The organism is Kineococcus mangrovi (assembly GCF_041320705.1).
In the GTDB taxonomy this organism is placed as follows: Bacteria; Actinomycetota; Actinomycetes; order Actinomycetales; family Kineococcaceae; genus Kineococcus; species Kineococcus mangrovi.
This window is the reverse complement of sequence record NZ_JBGGTQ010000004.1, coordinates 315150-339960: the sequence shown is the minus strand read 5'-3', so window position 1 is coordinate 339960 and position 24811 is coordinate 315150. Positions and strand designations below refer to the sequence as shown.

Below are 24811 nucleotides of genomic sequence, written 5' to 3'. Positions count from 1 at the left end.
GGGATGATGTACGGTCTAATGGTCACAGCTCAGGGCCCCGGTGCGCTTGTGGTGGGGAGGCGCACCCACGCATTTGGAGCGTACCCGTGAGCACGACCACACCCCCGTCCACCACTTCCCCCTCGACTGGTCTGCGTTCGCGCTACGCGCGGCTGCCGCAGATCGCCGGCAGGGCCTACCTGCCCGTCTCCGCACTGGGCCGGCTGCCCATCACGATGGTCCCGCTCGCAGTCCTGGCGCTGGTCACGGCCTCCAGCGGGTCCGTCGCGGTCGGTGGCCTCGCCAGCGCGGCCGCCGCGATCGGTGAGGCCGTCGGCGTCCCCGTCGTCGGCTGGTCGGCGGACCGGCGCGGGCAGCGGGCCGTCCTGCTCGTCGTCGTCGCGCTGCACCTGCTCGCCGTGGCCGGGTTGTTCACCGCCCTCGCCACCTCCGGGACCCCCGCGGTGCTCGCGGCCGCCGCGGTCGTCGGGCTGACGCTGCCGTCGGTCAGCGGTCTCTCCCGCGCCCGCTGGTTGCGGATGACCGGTGACCGGGACGACCTGGCCACGGCGTTCGCCGCCGAGGGCACCGTCGACGAGGCCGCGTTCATCCTGGGCCCCGCCCTCGTCGGCGTGGTCGGTGTCCTGGGGAGCCCGGCCGCCGCGCTGCTGACGTCCGCGGCGCTGACGTCCGTGTTCGTCACGGCGTTCGCCTGCCACCGCAGCCACCGGCACACCGCGCCGGTCCCCCGGGACACCTCCCGGCCGCAGGCGCGGGTGCCGTGGGTCGTGGCCGTCCCCGTCCTGGCGATGGTCTGCATGGGCGCCACGTTCGGCGCGACGCAGACCGGGGTGACGGCCGCGGCCGAACGCATCGGCTCCCCCTCGCTGGGGTCCCTCGTCTACGCCGTGTCCGCGGTCGGGTCCACCGCCACGACCGTCTGCCTCGTGCTGCTGCCCGCGCGCTTCGGCCTGCGGGCCCGGTGGCTGGTGTGCGGCCTGGGGCTGCTGGCCGGCGCCGGGCTGATGGCCGCCACGGCCACCCACCTCGGGACGCTGACCGGCGCCGTCCTCGTCACGGGGTTGTTCATCGGCCCCGCCCTCGTGACCGTCAACACGGCGGCTGCCCGGCTCGTGCCCGCCGAGCGCGGGGCGTTCCTCATGGCGCTGCTGAACTCCGGGATCGTCCTGGGCGTCGCCGCCGGCGCCTCCCTCGGGGGGACGGTCGCCGAGCACGCCGGACCCGCCGCGGGGTTCACCGTCGTGGCGGTGGCCGGGGCGCTGCTCGCGGTGAGCGCGCTGGCGGCCCCGCTCAGGCGCTGAGCTCGGCCGGGTCCACGCCCGTCCACTGCACCGAACGGGCCCACAACCAGGCCGCGTCGGAGGTGTCGTAGGCGTGCGGGCTGGCGGGGACCAGGACGGGGAAACCCCGCCACTCCTGCCGCCCGCCGGGGCCGAAGTACTCCCCGCCCACGACCTCGGGGTCGGTCGCGGCGCGCAGCAGCGGCCACGCGCCGAGGGCCGCGGACTGCCCGACGGCCCGGCCGAGCACCTGGGCGAGCGCCTCACCGACGCGGTTCCCGCCGAGCGGGGTCGTCTTCCACAGGTTCGTCTCGGACAGCCCGGGGTGGGCGGCGACCGACACCAGCGGCGCCCCGACCGCGGTCGCGCGGCGCTGCAGCTCGAAGGCGAACAGGAGGTTCGACAGCTTGGACCGCCCGTACGCCAGCCACTTCTGGTAGCTGCGTTCGCTCTGGTAGTTCTCCCGGTTCAGCCGGCCGAACTTGTGGGCCACGCTCGCCACGCTGACGACGCGGCCGCCGCCACCGGCCAGCAGCGCCGGCAGCAGCAGGCCCGTGAAGGCGAAGTGGCCCAGGTGGTTCGTGCCGACCTGCGTCTCGAACCCGTCCACGGTGCGGCCGAACGGCGGCACCATGACGCCCGCGTTGTTGACGAGGACGTCGATGCTGGACCGGCGGTGCAGGACGTCGGAGGCGGCGCGCCGGACGCTGGCGAGGTCGGCCACGTCGAGGGCGACGAGCTCGACGTGCGCGTCGACCCCGGAGTCGCCGGCCTCGGCCCGCACCTGCGCCACCGCGGCCCGGCCCCGCTCGGGGTTGCGGCAGGCGAGCAGGACGTCGGCGCCGCGGCGGGCGAACTCGGTCGCCACGTGCAGGCCCAGCCCGGAGTTCGCGCCCGTGACCAGGACGGTGCGGCCCTCCTGCCGGCCCATCGCGTCGGGCGTCCAGGGGGTGCTGTCGTGCTGGCTCACGGGGCTCCTCGGGGCGCGGGTGACGGGTGGCGTCAGGCGGGCTGGTACGGCGAGACGACGACCTCGATGCGCTGGAACTCCTTCAGGTCGGAGTACCCCGTCGTGGCCATCGACCGGCGCAGCGCGCCCATGAGGTTCGTCGTCCCGTCCGCCACCCGGCCGGGACCGCCCAGGATCTCCGCCAACGGGGCCGACGTCCCGACCCGGACACGTTCCCCGCGCGGCAGCACGGAGTGGTGGGCCTCCGGTCCCCAGTGCCAGCCGCGGCCCGGGGCCTCGGTGGCGCGGGCCAGGGCCGCACCGAGCATGACGGCGTCCGCCCCGCAGGCGATGGCCTTGACGATGTCGCCGGACGTGCCCACCCCGCCGTCGGCGATGACGTGGACGTACCGGCCGCCGGACTCGTCCATGTAGTCGCGGCGCGCGGCCGCGACGTCGGCGACGGCCGAGGCCATCGGCGCGTGGATGCCCAGCGCGGTGCGCGTCGTGTGCGCCGCTCCCCCGCCGAACCCGACGAGGACACCGGCCGCCCCCGTGCGCATCAGGTGCAGCGCGGCGGTGTAGCCCGCCGCGCCGCCGACGACCACGGGGACGTCGAGCTCGTAGATGAACCGCTTGAGGTTCAGGGGTTCGGTCGTGCCGGAGACGTGCTCGGCCGAGACCGTGGTGCCGCGGATGACGAACAGGTCGACCCCGGCGTCGACGACGACCTTCCAGAACTCCTGCGTCCGCTGCGGGGACAGCGCCCCGGCCACGGTCACCCCGGCGGCGCGGACCTCCGCCAGCCGGCTGGTGATGAGCTCGGCCTTGACGGGTTCGGCGTAGATCTCCTGCATGCGCGGGATCGCGACGGCCGGGTCGAGGCCGGCGATCTCGGCCAGGAGGGGTTCGGGGTCGGCGTACCGGGTCCACAGCCCCTCGAGGTCGAGGACGCCCAGACCGCCGAGCCGCCCCAGCGCGACGGCCGTCGCGGGCGAGGCGACCGAGTCCATCGGCGCGCTCATCACGGGGATGTCGAAGTGGTACGCGTCGATCTGCCACGTCGTGGAGACGTCCTCGGGGTCGCGCGTGCGACGGCTCGGGACGACGGCGATGTCGTCGAAGCTGTAGGCGCGTCGCCCCCGCTTGCCGCGGCCGATCTCGATCTCAGACACGGCAGCAGGCTACCCGCTGCGGACCGCGCGCCCGTCCGCGCGCGGCCCGCCCCGGGTGGTGGTCAGCGGCCGCTGTAGTTCGGCGCCTCGACGGTCATCTGGATGTCGTGCGGGTGCGACTCCTTCAGACCCGCCGGCGTGATGCGGACGAAGCTGCCGTTGGCCTGCAGCTCCGGCACCGTGCGGGCGCCGGCGTAGAACATCGACTGCCGCAGCCCGCCCACGAGCTGGTGCGCGACGGCGCCGAGGGGACCGCGGTACGGGACCTGGCCCTCGATGCCCTCGGGCACGAAGCGGTCGTCCGTGGCGACGTCGTTCTGGAAGTAGCGGTCCTTGGAGAACGACCGGCCGCCCTGACGGGTCTGCTGGGCGCCGAGGGACCCCATGCCGCGGTAGCTCTTGAACTGCTTGCCGTTGATGAAGACCAGGTCGCCCGGGCTCTCGTCGCAGCCGGCGAGCAGCGAGCCGAGCATGACGGTGTCGGCGCCGGCGACGAGGGCCTTGGCGATGTCGCCGGAGTACTGCAGCCCGCCGTCGCCGATGACCGGCACGCCCGCGGGCCCGGCGGCCTGGGCGGCCTCGTGGATCGCGGTGACCTGCGGGACGCCGACGCCGGCGACGACGCGGGTCGTGCAGATCGAGCCCGGGCCCACGCCGACCTTGATGCCGTCGACGCCCGCGTCCACGAGCGCCTGGGCGGCGGCCCGCGTCGCCACGTTGCCGCCGACGACGTCGACGTGCGCGGCGGCCGGGTCGCCCTTGAGGCGCGAGATCATCTCGAGCACGGCGCGGGAGTGGCCGTGGGCCATGTCGACGACGAGCACGTCGACCCCCGCCTCGACCAGGCCCATCGCCCGCTTCCACGCGTCCTCGAAGATGCCGACGGCGGCGGCCACGCGCAGCCGGCCGTCCGCGTCCTTCGTCGCGAGCGGGTACTGCTCGGACTTCACGTAGTCCTTGACGGTGATGAGACCGGTGAGGCGACCGCGGCCGTCGACGATCGGCAGCTTCTCAATCTTGTGCTGGCGCAGCAGCTGCATCGCGTCGTCGGCGGACACGCCCACGGGCGCGGTCACCAGCGGGGCCTTCGTCATGACCTCGCGCACGGGACGGGTGAAGTCGGACTCGAACCGCAGGTCGCGGTTGGTGACGATGCCGACGAGGGTGCCGTCGGGGTCGACGACGGGGACGCCGGAGATCCGGTAGCGGCCGCACAGGGCGTCGACGTCGGCGAGCGTCGCGTCCGGGGTCGTCGTCACCGGCTGGGTCACCATGCCGGACTCGGACCGCTTGACGAGGTCGACCTGCGCGGCCTGCTCCTCGGCGGACAGGTTGCGGTGCAGCACGCCCAGACCGCCCTGACGGGCCATCGCGATGGCCATGCGGGACTCGGTGACCGTGTCCATCGCCGAGCTCAGCAACGGGATCCGCAGGCTGACCCGCTTGGACACCCGCGTCGAGGTGTCGACCTCGGACGGGATGACGTCGGACTCACCGGGCAGCAGGAGGACGTCGTCGTAGGTCAGGCCCACGAAGCCGAAGGGGTCGTGTGCGGACGTCGTCCGTCCGTCGGGGATCTGCGCGCTCACCCCCCCGAGTCTACGAGCCGGCGGGCACCCCGGGGTCCGTGGAACCGGTGGCGTCCACAGCACCCGGGGACTCCCCCGGGACCGGCGCGACGCCGGTGCTCGGCGACGGCTGGAGGACCGGGAGGGTGGGCGTCACGACGGTCGGGCCCGGGCCCACGACGCCGGGGCCGACCGGGACCGGGTCGGCGGGGACGTCGGTCGGGGTCGGGCCGTCGGCGGTCCCGTCCGTCGCCCCGGACGTCGGTGCAGCCGTGGCAGCGGGGCCCGGTGCCGGGTCCGTGCCCTCGCTCGGGGTGCCGCCGGTCGGGAGGCCCCCGGTCGGGGTGCCCTCGGTCGGGGCGACACCGGTCGGGGTGCCGCTCGTCGGGGTGCCGCCGGTGGGCCCCCCGCTGCTCGTCGGCGTCCCCGTCGGTGTCCCCGTCGGTGTCCCCGTCGGTGTCCCCGTCGGACCGCCGGTGGGCGTGCCGGGGGCCTGGGTGGCCGGGGGGTCGGTCGCGACCGGCGTCGACGGGGCGCCCGCGCCCCCGCCGGTGGAGGGCCTCGGCACGACCGCGGGGGCCGTGGGGGTGACCGGCGCGGACGGGGTCGAGGGGCGCGCCGGCGTCCCGGTCGCCCCCGGGTCAGCGCTCGGCGGGCTCGTCGGCGCGCTCGAGGGGGCCGTGCCCGTCGTGCGGCCCGGGCTCAGCGGCACCTGCCACGTGCTCGTCGGCGAGGCGGTCGGTGTCACCACGTCGGCGAGCTTGGTGCCCGTCGGCGACGGGGCCGGGGACGTCGTCGGCGCACCGGACGGCGAGGGGCCCGCCACGGCGTCGAGGTCGTCGTCCTCGAGGGCGTCCAGCGTCCGCTGGACCTCCCGGACGACCTGCGGGTCGACCGAGGTGTCGTCGAGCTGGCGCTGCAGGTACTTCAGCCGCGCCTTGGCGTCCTCGCCGTTCCCGGCGAGCGCGTCGGCCCTCGCCTGGACGAGCTCACGCTGGGCGCGGTCGGTCGGCGAACCGGCGAAGACGCTGAAGACGGTGTCCGGGAACCAGCCCGGCAGCTGCGAGGCGATCGAGGCCGACACCGCGCCCCCCGGACCGCCGAGGGGGCTGACGCTGGTGGCGGCCGCGGCGGCGGTCCCGCCGAGCAGGGTCAGGACGGCGGCCGCGGCGACCGTGCCGCGACCGAGGCGCTGCACCGCGCGGCGCCGGGCCAGCAGGACGCGCGGCGCGGGTGCGTGGGCCGCCCGCTCCTCGGCGGTGTCGAGGTCCGGCAGCTCCACCGGGCGCACGCCCGCGGTCTCGGGGTCGGCGTTGAGGGCGTAGGAGTCCAGCAGGCGCGCGACCGCGTCGGCGAGGTCGCCGTCGGTGCTCTCGTGCCGGCCGAGCCGGTCCAGGAGGGCGTCGGTGGCCAGGAGGTCGGGGACGGAGAAGGAGTCCTCGTCCACGGTGTCCCCTCCCCACGTGTCGTCGCCGTTCGTCCCGTTCGTGCCCGTCGAGCCGGCCTGCCCGCGCACACCGCGCAGGTGCCCCCGGCGGCGGCCCGGTCCCCCGGTCGTGTCCCCGTTCACGGCGCCACCTGCAGGGAGGCGTCCTCGAGGGCGGTCTTGCGCAGCTTCTGCATGGCGCGGTGCTGGGCGACCCGCACGGCCCCGGCCGTCATGCCCAGGGCACGGCCCGTCTCCTCGGCGGACATGCCCGCCCCCACCCGCAGCGTGATGATCTCGCGCAGCTTGGGCGGCAGCGTGTCGAGCAGCCGGCCGACGGTCTCGGCGTCGAAGGCGTCGAGGGCCAGCTGTTCGGGGCCCGGCTCGGCCGTCGCGGCGTCGGGGACGTCGTCGGTCGGGACGGGAGCGCGGTAGGAGGCGCGCTGGGCGTCGGCGACCTTGTTGGCCGCGATCCGGTACACGAACGCCTCGAACGGGCGTCCCGTGTCCTTGTAGCGGGGCAGGGCCGTCAACACGGCGATGCAGACCTCCTGTGCCGCATCCTCTGCGGCGTGATCAGCTCCGGGCAGGCGCCCGAGCTTGGCCCGGCAGTAACGGTGGACGAGGCGGCGAACCGCTGCCAGGAGGTCGGCGACGGCGCCCTGTTCCCCCGACAGGGCACGCGCCGCCAGTGCCTGGAGCCCCCCGGCTTCCGAACTGTCCATCGTCGCGGGACGACCGGGCGTTACACCCCGCTCCCCCGCCGACGGGTGCCGGGTCGCCCCTGCCCCCTCGTCCTCGTCGTGGTCCTGGTCGTGGCTCCGGCCGGGCCGGTCGTCCTCCCCGTCGGTGGGACGACCGTCGACCTGGAGGTCGGGACCGGGCCGGGCCTCGACGCGCACCCCGTCCACCGCGCCCGGGACCAGGTCACCGGGAGCGCCGAGGTCCCCGTCGACCTCCAGGTCCGGGGAGGACCGTTCGACCCGGGGGGTGTCGGGCACGACGACGGCACCGACGTCACGTCCGACGTCACGTCCGCCGTCCGCGTGTCGGGAGTCTGCGTCGGACCGGCCGCCGCGCGCATCGACGGACTCGTCGCCCCCCGGGCTCACCCGCCTACCGTACGAGACCCCAGCGGAATCCCACAGCCACCGCCTGAGCACGGTCGGCCGCCTCGAGCTTGCGGAACAGCCGACGCGCGTGCGTCTTCACCGTGTCCTCCGAGAGGAACAGCTCGCGGCCGATCTCGGCGTTGCTGCGCCCGCGGCTCATGCCGACGAGCACCTGCTGCTCGCGCTCGGTCAGCACCGGCGCGCGGCCGGTGAGGACCGTGCGGGTGCGGCCGCCGGCGCGCCGGCGGCTGACGTCCTGCAGCGCCTGGAGCACGGCCGTGGCCAGCTCCTCGCGCGAGACGTCCTTGACCAGGTAGCCGCGTGCGCCGGCGGCGACCGCGCGGGCCACCCCGTCGCCGTCCTCGGCCATCGTGGCCATGAGGACGTTGGCCTCCGGGTGACGGGCGAGCAGCCGGCGAGCGGCTTCCACCCCGCCGATGCCGGGCATCCGCACGTCCATGATCACCAGCGAGGGCCGTTCCACGGGCCACCGCTGCAGCGCCTCTTCGCCCGAGCTCGCACCCACGACGCGGGTCACGCCCGGGACGGCCGCCACCATGCGTCGCATGGCCTCGCGGGCCAGCGGAAGGTCATCGCAGACCAGTACCGTTGCCACCACAAACCTCTTCCCTGTGCGGGTGGAGCGTGGCCGTCCGTGGCCCCGCTGCGGCGCACGTCGGGTGCCCCACGAAGAGAGTTGTCGGCACACCCTGGACCCGACCTGAGCGCCTGGGACCGACGAGAAGCACCGGAGACTGGACGACTACCCGGTCGCCGTGTTATTAGCCCCTACGAGAGCGGTCGGTCCCCGGTGGTGCTCACGAGGAGACGGCCCCCACGCAGGCGGCGACGGCCTCGGTGAGACCGGCGACCGGGACGAGGTCGCGTTCGGGGCCGGCGGCCTCCTCCCGCACCCGCTGCAGGTCGGCGACGAGGTCCGGCCCGCCGAGCACGACGAGCAGGGGGGCCGGGCGCACCCGCAGGAGGTCGGCCAGCTCGGGCAGCACGTCCTCGCGCGAGGTGGCCCCGGGAGCGACGAGCAGCAGGGCCGGCGGCCGGACCCTGCGCACGGCGGCGGCGAGCATCCGCGCCGGGACGCCGTCCCCGACGCTGCGCGCCCCGGCACCGCGCTCGGCCAGCGCGGCCGCGGCGGCGAGCAGGACGGGGGTGCGGTCCCGGTCGTCGGCGGTGCCGGCTCCGGCCAGCAGGACCGCCCGCTCGCCGTCGGCGGTGGGGAGGGCGGACAGGGCGCGGGCGACGGCGGCGTGCATCGCCGCGTCCCGCGCGGCCGAGGCCGGGCCGAGCACCTCGTCCCACGCGCGGGCGACCCCGCGCACGCGGACCTCGTCCGCGAAGCGGTCCGACAGGCTCGCGACCGCCCAGTCCTCGTCGTCGACGGCGGCCCGACCCGGCGCGTCAGCACCGGGCAGGGCCGGTGAGGGACGGCTCTCGGCGTCCTCGGACTCGTCGGGACGGACGGCGTCCGGGCCCTCCGGGCCGCTGGCACCCGGGGGGAGGAGACCCGAGGTGGGCCCGGCGATGGCGGCGGCGTCGGTCACGGCCGCCTCGATGACCGCCGTCGGGATCGTCGAGACGCTCGCCAGCGCGAACCCGCCGCCGGCGACCGCCGTCGTCGCGGCCAGCTGCGCCGCCTCGGCGGGCGAGACCCCCTCCAGGGTCAGGCGCCGCATCACCACGAGGCGGGCGAGGTCGGAGGCGGAGTAGCGGCGGTGCGCGCCCGCGGTGTGCTCGGAGGGCCCGAGGCCGTAGCGCCGGTCCCACGTCCGCAACGTGGCCGGGGCGACGCCGAGCCGCCGGGCCACGGCCGCCACGGTGAGGGTCATGCGCGGCGCGGGCGGCGCGGACGCGCTCCCGTTGACGGGGTCGACGGCGGACGGCATGGCCGAAGTCTGTCGCGACGGTCCCCGCCGCGCCACTCGCCTCACCGCGCCAACCCTGTTCACGGTTGTTCAGCGCACGGTCGACGTTGTTCGGGTGGCGGGGACACCTGCTCTCTGCACCTTGTTCACACCTGGTTCAAAGAGTTGTTCACCCGGCCGCCGGCTCGGCGGCCACCCGCGCGGGACCGGGTCCTGACCCGATCGGTGACGACCTCGACCCAGGGGCTTGAACAACTTCTGACTCGGTTGTAACGTCGCGATCAGTCAGCACGTCCCCTCCAGCGAGGAGCGCACCACCATGGCCGAGATCTCTCGTCTCCCCGGACCCGTCGCCGACGTCTGGGAGTGGCAGCTCGACGGCTCCTGCCGCGAAGCCGACCCGAACCTCTTCTTCCACCCCGAGGGTGAGCGTGGCCCCGCCCGCCGCAACCGCGACGCGGCCGCCCAGGCCATCTGCGCCGGCTGCCCCGTCCTGGAGATGTGCCGCAAGCACGCGCTGAAGGTGCGCGAACCCTACGGCGTGTGGGGCGGCATGACCGAGGACGACCGCGAAGCCGTCTACGCGACCGAGCGTCGGCGCGGGATGCGCGCCGTCGGCTGACACCCCGCTCCACCCCGTGCGCGGTGTGGTGCGGCGCACGGCAGCAGTGCCCGGAACGACGAAGGGCCCGGTCCCCCCAGGGGACCGGGCCCTTCGTGCGTCCGCGGACGGACGCGGTCAGGAGGGGTCAGTGGCCGTGACCGTGACCGTGACCCGCGGCGGCGGGCTCCTCCTCCTTCTTGTCCACGACGAGCGTGTCGGTGGTCAGGACCATCGACGCGATCGAGGCGGCGTTGCGCAGCGCGGAGCGCGTCACCTTGACCGGGTCCAGGACCCCGCCGGCCAGCAGGTCGACGTACTCACCCGTCGCGGCGTTCAGACCGCTGCCCGGTTCGAGCGAACGGACCTTCTCGACCACGACGTAGCCCTCGAGGCCGGCGTTCTCGGCGATCCAGCGCAGCGGCTCGGAGGCCGCCTTGCGCACGAGGGCGACACCGGTCGCCTCGTCCCCGGTCTTGCCCAGGCCGTCCTCGAGCACGGAGACGGCGTGCACCAGGGCCGAGCCGCCGCCGGCGACGATGCCCTCCTCGATCGCGGCGCGCGTCGCGGAGACGGCGTCCTCGATGCGGTGCTTCTTCTCCTTGAGCTCGACCTCGGTGTGCGCGCCGACCTTGATGACGACGACGCCACCGGACAGCTTGGCGAGGCGCTCCTGGAGCTTCTCGCGGTCCCAGTCGGAGTCGGTGCGCTCGACCTCGGCCTTGATCTGGGCGACGCGGCCGGCGATGTCGTCGGCCGAGCCGGCGCCGTCGACGATCGTCGTGTCGTCCTTGGTGACCGTGATGCGGCGGGCGGTGCCCAGCGCGTCGAGGTCGATCTGGTCGAGCTTGAGGCCGACCTCCTCGGCGACGACCTGCGCGCCGGTGAGGGTGGCGATGTCCTGCAGGATCGCCTTGCGGCGGTCCCCGAAGCCGGGGGCCTTGACCGCGACGGCGTTGAAGGTGCCACGGATCTTGTTGACCACCAGGGTCGACAGCGCCTCGCCGTCGACGTCCTCGGCGATGATCAGCAGCGGCTTGGAGGCCTTGAGGACCTTCTCCAGCAGCGGCAGCAGGTCCTGCACCGTGGAGATCTTGCCCTGGTGCACGAGCACGTAGGCGTCCTCGAGGACCGCTTCCTGGCGCTCGGCGTCGGTGACGAAGTACGGCGAGATGTAGCCCTTGTCGAACTGCATCCCCTCGGTGAAGTCCAGCTCGAGGGCGGTCGTGGAGGACTCCTCGACCGTGATGACGCCGTCCTTGCCGACCTTGTCGAACGCGTCGGCGAGCAGGTCGCCGACGGTCGCGTCCTGGGCCGAGATCGTCGCGACGTGGGCGATGTCGCCCTTGCCGTCGACGTCGCGGGCCAGCGACAGGAGCTTGTCGTTGACGGCCTCGACGGCCGCGTCGATGCCGCGCTTGAGGCCGGCCGGGGCCGCGCCGGCCGCGACGTTGCGCAGGCCTTCCTTGACGAGGGCCTGGGCCAGGACGGTCGCGGTGGTGGTGCCGTCACCGGCGATGTCGTTCGTCTTGGTGGCGACCTCCTTGGCGAGCTGGGCGCCGAGGTTCTCGTACGGGTCCTCGAGCTCGACCTCGCGGGCGATGGTGACGCCGTCGTTCGTGATCGTCGGCGCCCCCCACTTCTTGTCGATGACCACGTTGCGGCCCTTGGGGCCCAGGGTCACCTTGACGGCGTTGGCGAGGGCGTCGACGCCGCGCTCGAGGGACTTGCGCGCGGTGTCGTCGAACGAGAGCTGCTTGGCCATGTGCGTTTTCCTTCCGGGTCGGGCAGGTCGGTGAGCGGGGAACGAGGGACGCCCCGGGCACCCGGAGAACGGGTGCCCGGGGCGTCAGGACCTCGTGCCGCTTACTTGGCGACCTTGGCGAGGACGTCGCGCGCCGAGAGGATCAGCAGCTCGTCGCCGCCGTACTTCACCTCGGTGCCGCCGTACTTGGAGTAGATGACCTTGTCGCCGACGGACACGTCGACCGGCACGCGGTTGCCGTTGTCGTCCACGCGGCCCGGGCCCACGGCCAGGACCTCGCCCTCCTGGGGCTTCTCCTTGGCGGTGTCCGGGATGACGAGACCGGAAGCGGTCGTCTGCTCCGCGTCGAGCGGCTTGACGACGATGCGGTCCTCGAGCGGAGTGATGGAGACCGACACTGGTGCGGCCCTCCCCTTCTGCTTCAGCGAACTGGTGTGCGGGACGGTCGGAACGGTGGGGAGCGGACGACCGTCGTCGCGGGTGCCGGACGGCCGCTGCCCCGTTGGCACTCCCCACCGGGGAGTGCCACCGACGCTGCGCGAGACGCTAGCACTCAGCCCTGACGAGTGCCAGACGCAGGGGGGCTCTGAGAGCATCCTCCGGGTGAACACCGCCGACGTCGACGCCCTGCTCTCGCCGGCGGGCCGCGCCCTGCTCACCGAACTGGCCGGCACCACCGACGCCGACCCGGTCTCGCTCGCCGCTCGGCTGCGGCGCGCGGGTCACGACCCGGCGCTCGCCGCCCTGGCCACGACCCAGTCCCGGTTGCGGGCCAGGGCCGCGGCCAAGTTCGGCGCCCGGGCGGCCGGGCTGCTGCTCACCGCCGCCGGGACCGAGCAGGCCACCCGCGCGGTGGTCGCCCGCGAGCACGCCCGCCGCTTCGCCGCCGCCGGCGTGCAGCGCGTCGCCGACCTCGGCTGCGGGGTCGGCGCCGACTCCCTCGCCTTCCTCGACGCGGGCCTGACCGTCCTGCCCGTCGACGCCGATCCGGTCACGGCCGCGGTCGCCGGGCACAACCTCGGCGTCCCGGTCCGCTGCGAGGACGTCACGGCGGGAGTCGTGGACGAGCTGGGGCCGGGGGACGGGGCGTGGTTCGACCCGGCCCGGCGCACCTCGGGCGGGCGGCGCGTCTTCGACCCCGAGGCCACCTCCCCTCCCCTGTCCTTCGTCCTGGCGACCGCGGCCCGCGTCCCGGTGACGGGCGCCAAGCTCGCCCCGGGCCTGCCGCACGAGCTGGTGCCGGCCGGCGCGGAGGCGCAGTGGACGTCGGTGGACGGGGAGGTCGTCGAGTGCGCGCTGTGGTGCGGCCCGCTGGCCGTCCCGGGCACCGGGCGCAGCGCCCGCGTCGTGCGCCAGGACGCCGCGGTCGAGCTCGACGACACCGACCTGCCCGTCGCGGAGGTCGGTGGGGTGGGCGGGTACCTGCACGAACCCGACGGGGCCGTCATCCGCGCCGGTCTCGTCGGGCGGGTCGCGGCCGACCTCGGCGGCCGGCTCGTCGACGAGACGATCGCCTACGTCACGACGGACGCGGAGGTCACCTCCCCGTTCGCCCGGTCCTTCCGCGTCCTGGACGTGCTGCCCTTCGGGCTCAAGAGCCTGCGGGCGCACCTGCGCTCCCGCGACGTGGGGCCGCTGACCGTCAAGAAGCGCGGGACGGCCGTCGACCCCGACCAGCTGCGCAGGCAGCTGGCGCTCAAGGGGTCCCGGCCCGCGACGATCGTGCTGACGCGCGTGGCGGGCAGGCAGAGCGCGCTGGTGGTGGAACCGCTCAGCTGACCGGGCCGGTGATCGAGGCGCGCAGGACGAGGGCGTCGACGTCCTCGGGCTGGTAGTACCGGGCCCGCCGGGCGATCTGCTCGAACCCCTCGCTGCGGTAGAGGTGCTGCGCCGGCTCGTTGTCCGCGCGCACCTCCAGCAGCAGGTGCCTCGCGCCCGCCGCGACGGCCCGGGCGCGCAGCTCGCGCAGCAGGGCCCGGCCCGTCCCGCGGCCCTGCTGGTCGCGGGCGACGCCGATGGTCTGCACGTCCGCGTCGGCGCCGGCCACGACGATCCCGCCGTAGCCGACGACCCGCCCGTCCTCCTCGGCGACCAGGAAGCGCCGGTTCGGCTGCGCGAGCTCCCCCCAGAACGCCTCGACGCTCCAGGCGCCGCGGCCGAACAGGTCGGTCTCGAGGGCGTGCACGTCGGCGACGTCCCACCAGCGCATGTCCCGCAGGGCCGGACCGGTCAGGTCGAGCCCGAGGCAGACGCGCGGCCACGCGCCGAGGCCGAGCCCGGCCTCGTGCGCGACCAGGGCCCGCAGCTGCGGACCGGGGTCGGCGACGTCGCGGAAGCCCAGCCGCCGGTACCACGGCGCGTTCCACGGCACGTCGGCGAACGTCGTCAGCGTCAGCGCGGGGCGCCCCTGGGCGCGGGTGACGTCGGCGGCCAGGGCGAGCAGGCGCCGGCCGGTGCCGCGGCGGGCGTGGCCGGGGTGGACGGTGACCTGCTCGACGTGCCCGTTGCCGTCGACGCCGGCGAGGTCGAGCAGCAGGTACCCGACGACGACCTCGGCCGGACCGTCCCCCTCGACCGCCACCCACGCGCGACCGGCCTCCTGGTGGGCGGCGAGCACGTCGAGGGCGGGCGGGTCGTCGTCGGCGACGGCGGTCATGCCCAGGGACCGGAACGCCTCGCCCGCGGCGCGTTCGACGTCCTGCAGCCGGGGCAGGTCGGCCGGTGCCGCGAGGCGCAGCCGCACGTCGGGTCCCCGGCCGGTCACGCCGTGACGCGCTTGCGCGCCCCCGGTGCCGTCGCGTCGGGCCGGCGCAGGTAGAGCGGCTCGGGCGGCAGCAGCCCGGGACCGGGACGCCCGGCGAGCGCGTCCACGACGACCCGGGCCAGCGCCCCGCCGTCGACGTCGAACGGGCCCTGCTCCCCGCCGAGGACGTCGGGGTACAGCCGCGTCCCCGACCCCACGACCGGCACGTCCACGACCACGTCGGCCGGGCGCAGCACGTCCGGGCCCGCGGTCCGCCGCAGCGAGCCGCCCGCGACCGCGTACCGCGCGGTGTGGACCTCGCGCCGGCGGGCGTCGGTCGCGACGAGGAACTCCCCCGTCCGTCCCCGCGCGGCGGCCTCGGCGGCGAGGGCGTCCAGGGAGCAGACGCCGTGGACGCGGGCCCCCCACGCGAGGGCGAGGGTGCGGGCGGTGGCGATCCCCACGCGCAGACCGGTGAAGGGCCCCGGGCCGACCCCGACGGCCACGTCGGTGACGTCGCGGCGTTCCCGGCCCGCGGCGCGCAGCACCTGGGCGACGGTCGGGACGAGGACCTCGTTGTGGCTGCGGGCCGTCCCCGCCCGGGCGGCGGCGAGGACCCGCTCCCCGTCGTGGGCGGCGACCGCCACGCCGTCGGTGGCGGTGTCGAGCGCGAGCAGCAGCACGGCGGGAGTCTAGGCCGGGCCCGGACCCGTCCCGCCCGGGTGGTCGGGGTGCGCCCGGCGGCGGGCGAAGCGCACCGAGGCGGCGAACACGGCGGGGGCGTCGCGATCCGACGTCAGCTCGTGGAAGCTGTTGGCGTACACCACTTCCGAGACGTCGGCCGAGGAGATCCCGGCCAGCACGGCCCGCGACGAAGCCGCCGGGACGACGTGGTCGACACGCGATCGCAGCAGCAGCACGGGCTGCCGGACCAGGGCGAGGTCGCGGCGCACGTCCCGCCAGCCGCCGGTCTGGGAGACGAGCGCGCGCAGCGGCGTGCGCTCGTAGGCGAGCACCCGCGCGGAGGTGTCCCGCAGGTCCCCGGCCACGCCGGGCCAGCGCGGCAGGACCCGGCCCAGGGTCTGCACCGCCGCCAGCTTCCAGGGCTCCAGGAGCACGGCCGGGTTGGCCAGGACGAGACCGTGCACGCGGTCGGGGTGCAGCTGCGCCAGCCGCAGGGCGAGACCCCCGCCCATGGAGATGCCCGCGACGAGGACCACCTCGTGGTCCAGCCGGTCCAGCGCGGCCTGCGCGGCGCCGAGCCAGTCGGCCCACGTCGTGCGCTCGCAGTCGGGGACGGTCGTGCCGTGCCCGGGCAGGAGCGGGACCTCGACGTCGAACCCGGCGGCGTGGAACTCCTCGGCCCAGCCCGCCACGGACAGCGGGGTGGCCGTGAACCCGTGCAGGACCAGGACGCCCGCCCGCGGGCGGACCGCGTGCCGGCGCGCGAAGCCGTGGACCCGGGCGTCGTCGGTCCGCCCGGCGAGCGACCCTTCGGCGCTCACGCGAGCCGCACCCCCGCCCAGCGCCCACCGATCCCCAGCACCCGCGCCCGACGGGGCTCCACGGGGGCTTCGCCCTCGGCGTCGGTGCCTATCGGGGCCGCCCCGTGCGGGCGCAGGAGGTCGACCTCGAGCCGGTCCCCCGCCAGCTCCTCGACGAACCCGCGGCCCCACTCCACGACCGTCACGGCCTCCTCGGCCGCGGTGTCGAGGTCGAGGTCGTCGACCTCCGCGAGGGAGCCGAGCCGGTAGGCGTCGACGTGCACCAGCACCGGCCCGCCGACGAGGGAGGGGTGCTCGCGGGCGATGACGAACGTCGGGGACGTCACCGGCCCGCGCACCCCCAGCCCCCGCGCCAGCCCGCGGGTGAAGGTCGTCTTGCCCGCGCCGAGGTCGCCGGACAGCAGCACGAGGTCACCGGCCCGCAGGAGCCGTCCCACGCGCTCGCCGAACGCGGCGGTCGCCTCGGGGGTGCCCAGCAGCAGCTCCGCGGCCTCCGGCGCGGCGCTCACCCCCGCCCCCGGCGTCCGCGACCGGTGAGGGGCACGACGACCTCGTGCGCCGCGGCCGGTGGTCCGGACGCGTCGGCGGCCCGGGCGAGCAGCCGCTCCAGCCGGGCGGTCACGACACCGGGGTGCTCCAGCATGACGAGGTGACCCGCCCCGCGGACGAGGACGTGCTCGGCCTCCGGCAGCGCGTCGGCGATCTCGCGGCCGTGGGCGGCGGGGGTCATGAGGTCCCGTTCGGCGGCGACGACGAGGACGGGCCGGCCCGCCAGACCCGCGAGCGCCCCCCGCTCGTCGAGGGTGGCGAAGGCGGGCAGCAGGTCGGCGATGACGTCGACGGGGGTCTGCGCCATCATGCGGGCGCTGAGCCGGACGAGCTCGGGCGCGACGGGTCCGGCGAAGCTCCAGTGCCGCACGAGGCGCTGCTCGAGGTCGGCGCCGACGCGGCGGCTGCGTTCGAGGACGTCGTAGCGGCCGCCGGCGCGGTCGAGGGCCAGCTCGGCCCAGTGCACGAGGTGGTGCCCGAGCAGCGGCAGCCCGTGGTCGACGGCGGCCAGCCCGCCCGCCGACGTCGCGACGAGCGCGGCACCGGTGGTCCGCACCAGCAGGTCGGGCCGGCGCGCGGCGAGCTCCATGACCGTCATGCCGCCCAGGGAGTGCCCGACGAGCACGAGGGGGCCCTCGGGGGCGACGGCGTCGAGGACCCGGCCGAGGTCGTCGGCGAGCCGGGCCACGCTCACCGGCCCCCCCGGTCCGCGCGTGGACCGGCCGTGACCGCGCAGGTCGGGCAGCACGAGGCGGTGCCGCCCGCGCAGCGCGAGCCGCTGGAAGTGCCAGCAGTCGGCCGACAGGGCGTACCCGTGGCACAGCACGACCGTGGCGGCGGGAGCGTCGGCGGCCGGCCGGTCCACCTCGTCGACCTCGACGTGCAGCCGGGCCCCGTCGTCGGTGACGACCTCGACGGGGGTACCCGTCAGGGGCAGCAGCTCCTCGCGGCGGCCGGCCGGGCGCCGGCGCGGTGGACGGCGGCGGACGGGCAGGCCGGGGAGGGTGGGCAGGACGGGCCTCACGCGGGAACCTCCGAGGGGTGCGGGACGCCGGCCGTCCCGGTGTGCCGGCGGGGGACGCGGGCGCCGACGCGGGTGACGACCTCCCAGGGGATCGTCCCGGCCGCCCGCGCCCAGTCGTCGGCCGTGGCCTCGCCGTCGGTGCCGGGGCCGAAGACGACCGCGGGGTCACCGGGTGCGGCGGCCTCGTCGCCGAGGTCGACGACGACCTGGTCCATGCAGACGCGCCCGGCGATGCGGCGCCGGGCCCCGCCGACGAGGACCTCCCCGGAGCGCTGCCCGTCCCAGGAGCCGTGCCGGGGCACGCCGTCGCCGTACCCGAGGGGCACCAGGCCGAGGGTCGTGTCGGCACCGACGGTGTACGTCAGGCCGTAGGAGACGCCGGAACCGGCCGGCACGCGGCGGACGTGGGCCAGGCGGGCCGCGAGGGTCATCGCCGGGACGAGCCCCAGCTCGGCGCCCGTGGCGAGGTCGGGGGCGGGGCTGAGGCCGTAGACCGCGAGCCCGGCGCGGACGAGGTCGTAGCGGGACTGCGGGACGAAGAGGGCGGCGGCCGAGTTGGCGTGGTGGCGCAGGCCGGGGTCGACGCCGTGCTCGCGCGCGGTCGCGAGGGCCGCCTCGAAGGCCGCGAGCTGGGCGGGCACCGACGGGTCGGCGGGGACGTCGGCGCTGGCGAAGTGCGCCCACGTCCCGCGGACCTCGACGTCGCCGGCCTCGACGTGCTTCGCCACGGCGTCCAGCAGCGCCGGCCACTCGGCCGGGGAGGCGCCCCCGCGGGACATGCCGGTGTCGACCTCCAGGTGGACCCTCGCCCGGCGGCCCACCTCCCGGGCCGCGGCGACGACGGTCTCCAGGGACCAGGGGGCGGCGACCGACAGGTCGACGTCGGCGCGGACGGCGGGGACGAGGTCGGTGCCCGGGGTGAGGATCCAGGCCAGGACGTCGGCGTCGACGCCCGCCCGGCGCAGGGTCAGCGCCTCGTGGACGTGGGCGACGCCGAGCCAGGTGGCGCCCCCGGCGAGGGCGGCGCGGGCGACGGGGACGAGACCGTGGCCGTACGCGTCGGCCTTGACGACGGCCATGACCGCGGCCGAGCCGACCCGGTGGCGCACGACGGCGACGTTGCGGGCGACGGCGTCGAGGTCGACGAGCGCCACGGCCGGCAGCTCGGTGGGCAGGTCCACGCCCTCGACGGTACTCGCGCCCCCACCGGCCCGGCCCGGCACCCGTCGTCCCCGTACCGCCACCGGGCACGGGGTGTGCGTCAGGGCGGGGCGGGCCTCACAGCGCGTCCCACCCGGGCAGGGAGGTCAGCGCGGCGGGCACGGCCTCGGCCACGTCGAGGGCGGCGAGCGGACCGGTCGCCGAGGCCAGGGCCGCGGCCCGGCCGTGCAGGACGGCGGCGTCGGCGGCCGCGCACGCGACGGCCTCGGGGTCGTGCGGGTCGCGCAGGCCGGCGAGCGCCGTGCCGAGGATCCCGGCCAGGACGTCCCCGGCGCCCGCGGTCGCGAGCCAGGCGGGGGCGGCGGCCGCGGTGAGGACGCGGGCCCCGACGACGGTCGTCACCGTGCCCTTGAGCAGGACGGTCGCGCCCGTCTCCTCGTGGACCCGGCGTGCGTGGGTGAGCGGGTCGGCCTCCACGGCGGACCGGTCGGCGCCGAGGAGGCGCGCCAGCTCGCCGGCGTGGGGGGTGAGGACGTGCTGCGGCCCGAGCGCGGGCAGGTCGGCCAGGGCTCCGGCGTCGACGACGGCCGGTTCCCCGCCGCGCAGGGCCTCGCGGACGTGGGCCCGCTGCTCGGGGTCGTCCGGGGAGACCCCGGGGCCCAGGACCCACGCCTGGACGCGCCCGGGGCCGGCGACGACCTCGGGCCGGGCGTGCCGGACGAGCTCGCTCGGGTGCGCGGGCCCGACGTAGCGGACCATCCCGGCCCCGGCGCGGACGGCGGCCTGCACGGCCAGGACGGCCGCGCCGGTGTAGTCCGGTCCGCCCGCCACGACGCCCACGACCCCGCGGGAGTACTTGTCGTCCGAGGGCCGGGGCCGGCGCCAGCGGGCGGCCACGTCGGCGGGTTCCACCCGCTCGACCGCCGCGGCGGGCAGGTCGGTCAGGCCGATGTCGGCGACGAGCAGCCGCCCGCAGAGGGCGGCTGCCGGGCCCAGCAGGTGGACGGGCTTGGCCGTCCCGAACGTCACGGTGAGGTCGGCGGCGAGGACCTCGCCCGTCACCGCGCCGGTGTCGGCGTCCAGGCCCGAGGGCAGGTCGACGGCGACGACGGCGGGCCCGTCGACGGCCGACAGGCCCTCGAACGCGGGGCGCAGGCCCCCGCGACCGCCGATCCCGGCGATGCCGTCGAGCAGCAGGTCGGCCGCGGCGCACACGTCCTCGTCGCCGGCGCGCCACGGGCGGCTGCGGACCCCGGCGCGGTGGGCGTCGGCGAGCGCGTCGTCGTGGACGCGGTCGGCGGTGAGCAGGGCGGTGACGGCGGCGCCGCGGCGGGCGAGCCGGGCGGCGGCGAGCAACGCGTCCCCGCCGTTGTCGCCGGCCCCGGCCAGGACGACGACGGAGCGGCCGTTGACCCCGCCCGCGCTCTCGCGCAGGACGTCGGCGCAGGCGACGGCCAGGGCGGCGGCGGCGCGCTGCATGAGCGTGCCGGGGGGCAGGGCGGCCATCGCGGCGGCCTCGGTGCGGCGGACGTCCTCGACGGTGTGCGCGGCGATCACGGCCCCACCCTCCCCGGCCGCGCGCCCGGCCGCTCCCCGGAGGGGCTCACCCCCGGCTCACGCCGACTCGGCGACCACCATGGCGGTCGCGATGCCCGCGTCGTGCGAGAGGGACAGGTGGAAGGTCGCCACCCCCATCTCCTCGGCGGTCTCCTTCGCGCTGCCCTTCACGACGATCTCGGGCCGGTGCCCGTCCTCGCGCTCCACGACGACGTCGCGCCAGACGAGCCCGACGGGTGCGCCGAGCGCCTTGGCGACGGCCTCCTTGGCCGCGAACCGCGCCGCGAGCGACTCGGCGGGCAGACCCCGCTCACCGTCGCCGAAGAGCCGTTCGAGCAGCAGCGGCGTGCGCTCCACCTGACGTCTGAAGCGGGCGACGTCCACGACGTCGATCCCGATGCCGATGATCACCAGTGCTGTCCCTCCGCCGACGGCGTCCGCGGGCGTCACGCTCCCACGCGGGCCTGCGGCGGTGGACGGCGGGGTCGCCCGACGGCGGGGGTCACTCCACGGTGACGGACTTGGCGAGGTTGCGCGGCTGGTCGACGTCGAGGCCCTTGGCGGTCGCCAGTTCGCAGGCGAAGACCTGCAGCGGCACGACGGCCAGCAGGGGCGAGAGCAGCGTGGACGTCTGCGGCACGCGGATCACCACGTCGGCGTACGGCTCCACGGCGGTGTCGCCCTGCTCGGCGATGACGAGGGTGCGCGCCCCGCGGGCGCGGACCTCCTGGATGTTCGAGACGACCTTGGAGTGCAGGGAGTCCCGGCCGCGGGGGCTCGGCACAACGACGAACACGGGCTGGCCGGGTTCGACGAGCGCGATGGGCCCGTGCTTGAGCTCGCCCGCCGCGAAACCCTCGGCGTGGATGTAGGCGAGTTCCTTGAGCTTGAGCGCACCCTCCATCGCGACGGGGTACCCGACGTGCCGGCCGAGGAACAGCACCGAGCGGGTGTCGGCCATGTAGCGGGCGATCTCGCGGACCTGCTCGAGCCCGTCGAGGACCTGCCGGACCTGCCCGGGGATCTCGTGCAACTGCTCCAGGACCTGCGCCACCTCGTCGGAGAACTTGTTGCCCCGCAGTTGGGCCAGGAACAGCCCGAGCAGGTAGCAGGCGGTGATCTGGGCGAGGAACGCCTTCGTCGAGGCGACGGCGATCTCGGGGCCGGCGTGGGTGTAGAGGACCGCGTCGGACTCGCGCGGGATGGTGGAGCCGTTGGTGTTGCAGATCGCCAGCACCTTGGCGCCCTGCTCACGGGCGTGCCGGACGGCCATGATGGTGTCCATCGTCTCCCCGGACTGGGAGATGGCGACGACGAGGGTGCGCTCGGAGACGACGGGGTCGCGGTAGCGGAACTCGTGGGCCAGTTCCACCTCGACCGGGATCCGGCACCAGTGCTCGACGGCGTACTTGGCGACCTGACCCGCGTAGGCCGCGGTGCCGCAGGCGATGACGACGATCTTGTCGACCGTGCGCAGTTCGGCCTCGGAGATCTTCATCTCGTCCAGCTGCAACCGGCCGCCGGCGTCGACCCGGCCGAGGAGGGTGTCGGCGATGGCCTGCGGCTGGTCGTGGATCTCCTTGGCCATGAAGGAGGGGAAACCGCCCTTCTCGGCGGCGGCGGCGTCCCAGTCGACGTGGAACCGGCGCCCCTGGGCGGGCGAACCGTCGAACCCGGTGACGACGACGCTGTCGGGGGTGATGGTGACGACCTGGTCCTGGCCGAGTTCGAGAGCGTCGCGGGTGGAGGCGATGAACGCGGCGACGTCGGAACCGAGGTAGTTCGCGCCGTCGCCGAGACCGACGACGAGCGGGGAGTTCCGGCGCGCCCCGACGATGGTGCCCGGTGCGTCGGCGTGCACCGCGAGGAGCGTGAACGCGCCCTCGAGGCGCGCGCAGACCGCGCGCATGGCCGCGGCGAGGTCGGGGGTGTCCTCGCAGGCACGGGCCAGCAGGTGGGCGACGACCTCCGTGTCGGTCTCGCTGGTGAACTCGACCCCGGCCGCGGCGAGCTCGGCGCGCAGGGTCGCGAAGTTCTCGACGATGCCGTTGTGGATGACGGCGACGCGGCCGCCGATCCCGACGTGCGGGTGCGCGTTGGCGTCCGTCGGCCCGCCGTGGGTGGCCCACCGGGTGTGCCCGATGGCGGTGGCGACGGCGGGCAGCGGGTCGGCCTGCAGCTCCTCGACGAGGTTGGCGAGCTTGCCGGCCTTCTTGCGCGTCTGCACGCCGTCGGGGGTCACGACGGCGATCCCCGCCGAGTCGTAGCCGCGGTACTCCAGCCGGCGCAGCCCCTCGAGGACCACCTCGACGCCCGCACCGCCGTCTCCCGCGCCCTGGGGGCCCACGTACCCGACGATTCCGCACATGAGCACCAGGCTACGGTCCCGCCGGCCCGTCCCGGTCACCTCGGCCCGTTCCGTCACCCGGTAGCCTCACACCGGTGAGGACGGGCGCGACGACCACTGCACCGGCCACGTCCCCGACCGCCCCTCCCCCGTCCCCGGGGAGCTCCCCCACCCCGTACGTCGTGCTGGACCGCGCGCACTGGAGCGCCCTGCGGGCGAACACCCCGATGACCCTCACGGCGCAGGACGTGGCGCGGCTGCGGGGCCTGGGCGACCGGGTCGACCTGCGCGAGGTCGAGGAGGTCTACCTCCCGCTGTCCCGGTTGCTGACCCTGTACGACCGGTCCGCGGGGTCGCTGCACGCCGCGACCTCCACCTTCCTCGGCGAAGCCGTCCAGCGCACCCCGTTCGTCATCGGGATCGCCGGGTCGGTGGCGGTGGGGAAGTCGACGACGGCCCGCGTGCTGCGCGAACTGCTCTCGCACTGGCCCGAGACACCGCGCGTCGAACTCGTGACGACCGACGGCTTCCTGCTCCCGAACGCCGAGCTGGAACGCCGGGGCATCCTGCACCGCAAGGGGTTCCCGGAGAGCTACGACCGACGGGCGCTGCTGCGGTTCCTCGCCGCGGTGAAGTCCGGGGTGCCGCAGGTGCGGGCCCCGGTGTACTCCCACCTCGTCTACGACATCGTCCCGGACGAGGAGGTCCTCGTCCGGCAGCCGGACGTGCTCATCGTCGAGGGGCTGAACGTCCTGCAGCCGGCGCGGGTGCGCGCGGACGGGACCCAGGGCGTCGCCGTCAGCGACTACTTCGACTTCTCCCTCTACGTCGACGCCCGCAGCGAGGACGTCCGCACCTGGTACGTGGACCGGTTCCTCGAACTGCGCCGCACCGCGTTCTCCGACCCCCAGTCCTACTTCCACCGCTACGCCTCGCTCACCGACGACGAGGCCGTGGCCCGGGCCCGGGGCATCTGGAACGAGATCAACGGCCCGAACCTCGCCGAGAACGTGCTGCCCACGCGCGGGCGGGCCACCTGCGTGCTGCAGAAGGGGCCGGACCACTCCGTGCGTCAGGTGCGGTTGCGCAAGGTCTGAGCCACCCGCTGCACGGGTGCCTCGCGCTCCTCCTGGAGCTCGTCGAGGACGAACCCCAGCGCCTCGTTGACGGCGATCATCGGGGTGTTGGACACCGCGTTCCACGTCGAGACCCGCTGCGCCGCGGGGTTGTCGGCCAGGGCGCGGCGCAGGCAGGCCAGCTTGACGAGCGTGCCGAGACGGTGACCGCGGTGCTCGGCCAGGACGAGGGTGTCGAGCTGGACCAGCCGTTCCGGTTCGTGGTCGGAGCGGACGAGCACGGTGTGCGCCACGAGGCGCCCCTCCTCGTCCTGCGCGACCGCCACCCACTGGTGCCGGCCCTGGGCCGCCCGCAGGGCCTCCGCCTCGCGGACGCGCTCGCCGTCCCAGTGCTCGGGTTCGACCCGCAGGTCGCCGTGGGGGGCGTCGGTGCTCATCCGGGCGCTCAGGTGGGCCACCTGGTCCAGGTCCTCCTCCGGGACGGGCCCGGCGTACGCGCGCACCCGGTACCCGGTGGCGTGCGGGGTGGCCGCGGCCTCCAGCGCGGCGAGGTGAGCGGCGTCCGGCGGGAGGTCGAGCCGGCGCCGGGCGGTCGGCACCCCGGCGCCGAAGCCCCAGCGGGTCGCGGCGAGCGACCCCGGCCACTCCCGCGGCGAACGGCCGGCCGGCCGGTCCACCCGCACCCGCACGGTGGTCCGGTCCGTGGCCGCGGCCACGTCCAGGGCCGCCGCGAGCAGCGCCGACCCCACCCCGCGGCGCCGGTGCGCGGGCGGGACGGCGACCTGCACGACGGCCACGTGCCGGTTGTCGGTGAGGGGGCAGCGGACGTCGACCACGCCCACGACGTCGCCGTCCTCCTCGGCGAGCAGGACGTGCACCCGCTCGTCCGAGGTGCCCCGGTCCAGGAGGGCCCGCAGCTCACCGCGCCGCCACGTCGAGGGGTCGGGCCGGTCCACGGCCTCGGCGGCGGCCAGCGCGTCGTACCAGCGGTCGAAGTGGGCCCGCGCCCACCGGCTCCGGCCGGGGTCGGCCGAGGACGTGCCGCGCAGGGTCGGGGTGGGGAGCACTCCCCCAGTCAGCCAGACCGGACCGG

General features: G+C 75.9%; 22 protein-coding genes and 2 pseudogenes. 4 read left to right on the top strand and 20 right to left on the bottom strand.

Annotated elements, in window-relative coordinates; all coding sequences use genetic code 11:
- Positions 1 to 86 precede the first annotated feature (86 nt).
- Positions 87 to 1301: an MFS transporter gene (locus AB2L28_RS10535; protein WP_370718687.1), complete on the top strand. Its 1215-nt coding sequence runs from the start codon at positions 87 to 89 to the stop codon at positions 1299 to 1301.
- Here the strand turns inward: AB2L28_RS10535 and AB2L28_RS10530 are convergent.
- The 7 genes from AB2L28_RS10530 to AB2L28_RS10500 form a co-directional block, all read right to left on the bottom strand.
- Positions 1291 to 2250, bottom strand: a complete 960-nt coding sequence (locus tag AB2L28_RS10530; protein ID WP_370718686.1) for an oxidoreductase — start codon at positions 2248 to 2250, stop codon at positions 1291 to 1293. The genes AB2L28_RS10535 and AB2L28_RS10530 overlap by 11 nt on opposite strands.
- A gap of 32 nt (positions 2251 to 2282) precedes the next feature.
- Positions 2283 to 3404, bottom strand: coding sequence for a GuaB3 family IMP dehydrogenase-related protein (locus tag AB2L28_RS10525; RefSeq protein WP_370718685.1), 1122 nt, complete (start codon positions 3402 to 3404; stop codon positions 2283 to 2285).
- Positions 3405 to 3466: 62 nt separating this feature from the next.
- Positions 3467 to 4993, bottom strand: a complete 1527-nt coding sequence (guaB, locus tag AB2L28_RS10520; protein ID WP_370718684.1) for an IMP dehydrogenase — start codon at positions 4991 to 4993, stop codon at positions 3467 to 3469.
- A gap of 10 nt (positions 4994 to 5003) precedes the next feature.
- Positions 5004 to 6542, bottom strand: coding sequence for a hypothetical protein (locus tag AB2L28_RS10515; protein ID WP_370718683.1), 1539 nt, complete (start codon positions 6540 to 6542; stop codon positions 5004 to 5006).
- Complete coding sequence (shbA, locus tag AB2L28_RS10510) at positions 6539 to 7399, bottom strand: RNA polymerase sigma factor ShbA (protein WP_370718682.1); 861 nt, start codon at positions 7397 to 7399, stop codon at positions 6539 to 6541. Before shbA ends, AB2L28_RS10515 begins: the two co-directional genes overlap by 4 nt.
- 115 nt (positions 7400 to 7514) lie before the next feature.
- Entirely contained in the window at positions 7515 to 8126 is a 612-nt protein-coding gene (locus tag AB2L28_RS10505; RefSeq protein ID WP_370718681.1) for a response regulator transcription factor, read from the bottom strand.
- 202 nt (positions 8127 to 8328) lie between these two features.
- Positions 8329 to 9354, bottom strand: a complete 1026-nt coding sequence (locus tag AB2L28_RS10500) for a MerR family transcriptional regulator (protein ID WP_432526094.1) — start codon at positions 9352 to 9354, stop codon at positions 8329 to 8331.
- A gap of 355 nt (positions 9355 to 9709) precedes the next feature.
- On the opposite strand from AB2L28_RS10500, the gene AB2L28_RS10495 reads away from it, so the two are divergent.
- Positions 9710 to 10012 carry a WhiB family transcriptional regulator gene (locus AB2L28_RS10495; protein ID WP_370718679.1) on the top strand — a complete coding sequence of 101 codons (303 nt, stop codon included), beginning with the start codon at positions 9710 to 9712 and terminating at the stop codon, positions 10010 to 10012.
- Positions 10013 to 10139: 127 nt separating this feature from the next.
- Here the strand turns inward: AB2L28_RS10495 and groL are convergent, their stop codons facing one another.
- Together groL and groES are read right to left on the bottom strand one after the other, a co-directional pair.
- Positions 10140 to 11756, bottom strand: coding sequence for a chaperonin GroEL (gene groL, locus AB2L28_RS10490; protein WP_370718678.1), 1617 nt, complete (start codon positions 11754 to 11756; stop codon positions 10140 to 10142).
- Between the two features lie 101 nt (positions 11757 to 11857).
- The gene (gene groES / locus AB2L28_RS10485) at positions 11858 to 12154 is read right to left on the bottom strand and encodes a co-chaperone GroES (RefSeq protein WP_166615173.1); all 297 of its coding nucleotides are present in this window, start codon (positions 12152 to 12154) and stop codon (positions 11858 to 11860) included.
- A gap of 205 nt (positions 12155 to 12359) precedes the next feature.
- Here groES and AB2L28_RS10480 point away from each other — a divergent pair, with 205 nt between their 5' ends.
- Complete coding sequence (locus tag AB2L28_RS10480) at positions 12360 to 13535, top strand: class I SAM-dependent methyltransferase (RefSeq protein WP_370718677.1); 1176 nt, start codon at positions 12360 to 12362, stop codon at positions 13533 to 13535.
- Here AB2L28_RS10480 and rimI read toward each other — a convergent pair.
- The 10 genes and pseudogenes from rimI to glmS form a co-directional block, all read right to left on the bottom strand.
- Positions 13528 to 13938, bottom strand: a pseudogene (gene rimI / locus AB2L28_RS10475) (ribosomal protein S18-alanine N-acetyltransferase); the annotation flags it as partial. The gene AB2L28_RS10480 and the pseudogene rimI overlap by 8 nt on opposite strands.
- Positions 13939 to 13998: 60 nt before the next feature.
- Positions 13999 to 14499 (bottom strand): annotated as a pseudogene (locus AB2L28_RS10470) (GNAT family N-acetyltransferase); the annotation flags it as partial.
- Positions 14500 to 14516: 17 nt separating this feature from the next.
- The gene (tsaB, locus tag AB2L28_RS10465) at positions 14517 to 15182 is read right to left on the bottom strand and encodes a tRNA (adenosine(37)-N6)-threonylcarbamoyltransferase complex dimerization subunit type 1 TsaB (RefSeq protein WP_370718676.1); all 666 of its coding nucleotides are present in this window, start codon (positions 15180 to 15182) and stop codon (positions 14517 to 14519) included.
- A gap of 9 nt (positions 15183 to 15191) precedes the next feature.
- Positions 15192 to 16004 carry an alpha/beta hydrolase gene (locus tag AB2L28_RS10460; RefSeq protein WP_370718675.1) on the bottom strand — a complete coding sequence of 271 codons (813 nt, stop codon included), beginning with the start codon at positions 16002 to 16004 and terminating at the stop codon, positions 15192 to 15194.
- Entirely contained in the window at positions 16001 to 16513 is a 513-nt protein-coding gene (tsaE, locus tag AB2L28_RS10455) for a tRNA (adenosine(37)-N6)-threonylcarbamoyltransferase complex ATPase subunit type 1 TsaE (RefSeq protein ID WP_370718674.1), read from the bottom strand. The genes AB2L28_RS10460 and tsaE overlap by 4 nt, the downstream gene beginning before the upstream one ends.
- Complete coding sequence (locus tag AB2L28_RS10450; protein WP_370718673.1) at positions 16510 to 17577, bottom strand: alpha/beta hydrolase; 1068 nt, start codon at positions 17575 to 17577, stop codon at positions 16510 to 16512. Before AB2L28_RS10450 ends, tsaE begins: the two co-directional genes overlap by 4 nt.
- Positions 17574 to 18758, bottom strand: a complete 1185-nt coding sequence (gene alr, locus AB2L28_RS10445) for an alanine racemase (protein WP_370718672.1) — start codon at positions 18756 to 18758, stop codon at positions 17574 to 17576. The genes AB2L28_RS10450 and alr overlap by 4 nt, the downstream gene beginning before the upstream one ends.
- 97 nt (positions 18759 to 18855) lie before the next feature.
- Positions 18856 to 20295, bottom strand: coding sequence for an NAD(P)H-hydrate epimerase (locus AB2L28_RS10440; RefSeq protein ID WP_370718671.1), 1440 nt, complete (start codon positions 20293 to 20295; stop codon positions 18856 to 18858).
- A gap of 57 nt (positions 20296 to 20352) precedes the next feature.
- Positions 20353 to 20706 carry a holo-ACP synthase gene (locus AB2L28_RS10435; protein WP_370718843.1) on the bottom strand — a complete coding sequence of 118 codons (354 nt, stop codon included), beginning with the start codon at positions 20704 to 20706 and terminating at the stop codon, positions 20353 to 20355.
- 91 nt (positions 20707 to 20797) lie between these two features.
- A complete protein-coding gene (gene glmS, locus AB2L28_RS10430) occupies positions 20798 to 22663 on the bottom strand; it encodes a glutamine--fructose-6-phosphate transaminase (isomerizing) (RefSeq protein WP_370718670.1) in 1866 nt (621 codons plus the stop codon).
- Positions 22664 to 22737: 74 nt separating this feature from the next.
- On the opposite strand from glmS, the gene coaA reads away from it, so the two are divergent.
- A complete protein-coding gene (gene coaA, locus AB2L28_RS10425; RefSeq protein WP_370718669.1) occupies positions 22738 to 23739 on the top strand; it encodes a type I pantothenate kinase in 1002 nt (333 codons plus the stop codon).
- Here the strand turns inward: coaA and AB2L28_RS10420 are convergent.
- Positions 23715 to 24785, bottom strand: a complete 1071-nt coding sequence (locus tag AB2L28_RS10420; RefSeq protein ID WP_370718668.1) for a GNAT family N-acetyltransferase — start codon at positions 24783 to 24785, stop codon at positions 23715 to 23717. The two genes, coaA and AB2L28_RS10420, sit on opposite strands and share 25 nt — an antisense overlap.
- Positions 24786 to 24811: the final 26 nt, after the last annotated feature.

Coding starts and splice junctions, on each gene's coding strand:
- AB2L28_RS10500 (WP_432526094.1), bottom strand. CDS start 9,354: ATGACCCTCACCGTGGCGGCCGTGGCCCGGCGGCTCGGCGTCGCCCCG.
- AB2L28_RS10495 (WP_370718679.1), top strand. CDS start 9,710: ATGGCCGAGATCTCTCGTCTCCCCGGACCCGTCGCCGACGTCTGGGAG.
- groL (WP_370718678.1), bottom strand. CDS start 11,756: ATGGCCAAGCAGCTCTCGTTCGACGACACCGCGCGCAAGTCCCTCGAG.
- glmS (WP_370718670.1), bottom strand. CDS start 22,663: ATGTGCGGAATCGTCGGGTACGTGGGCCCCCAGGGCGCGGGAGACGGC.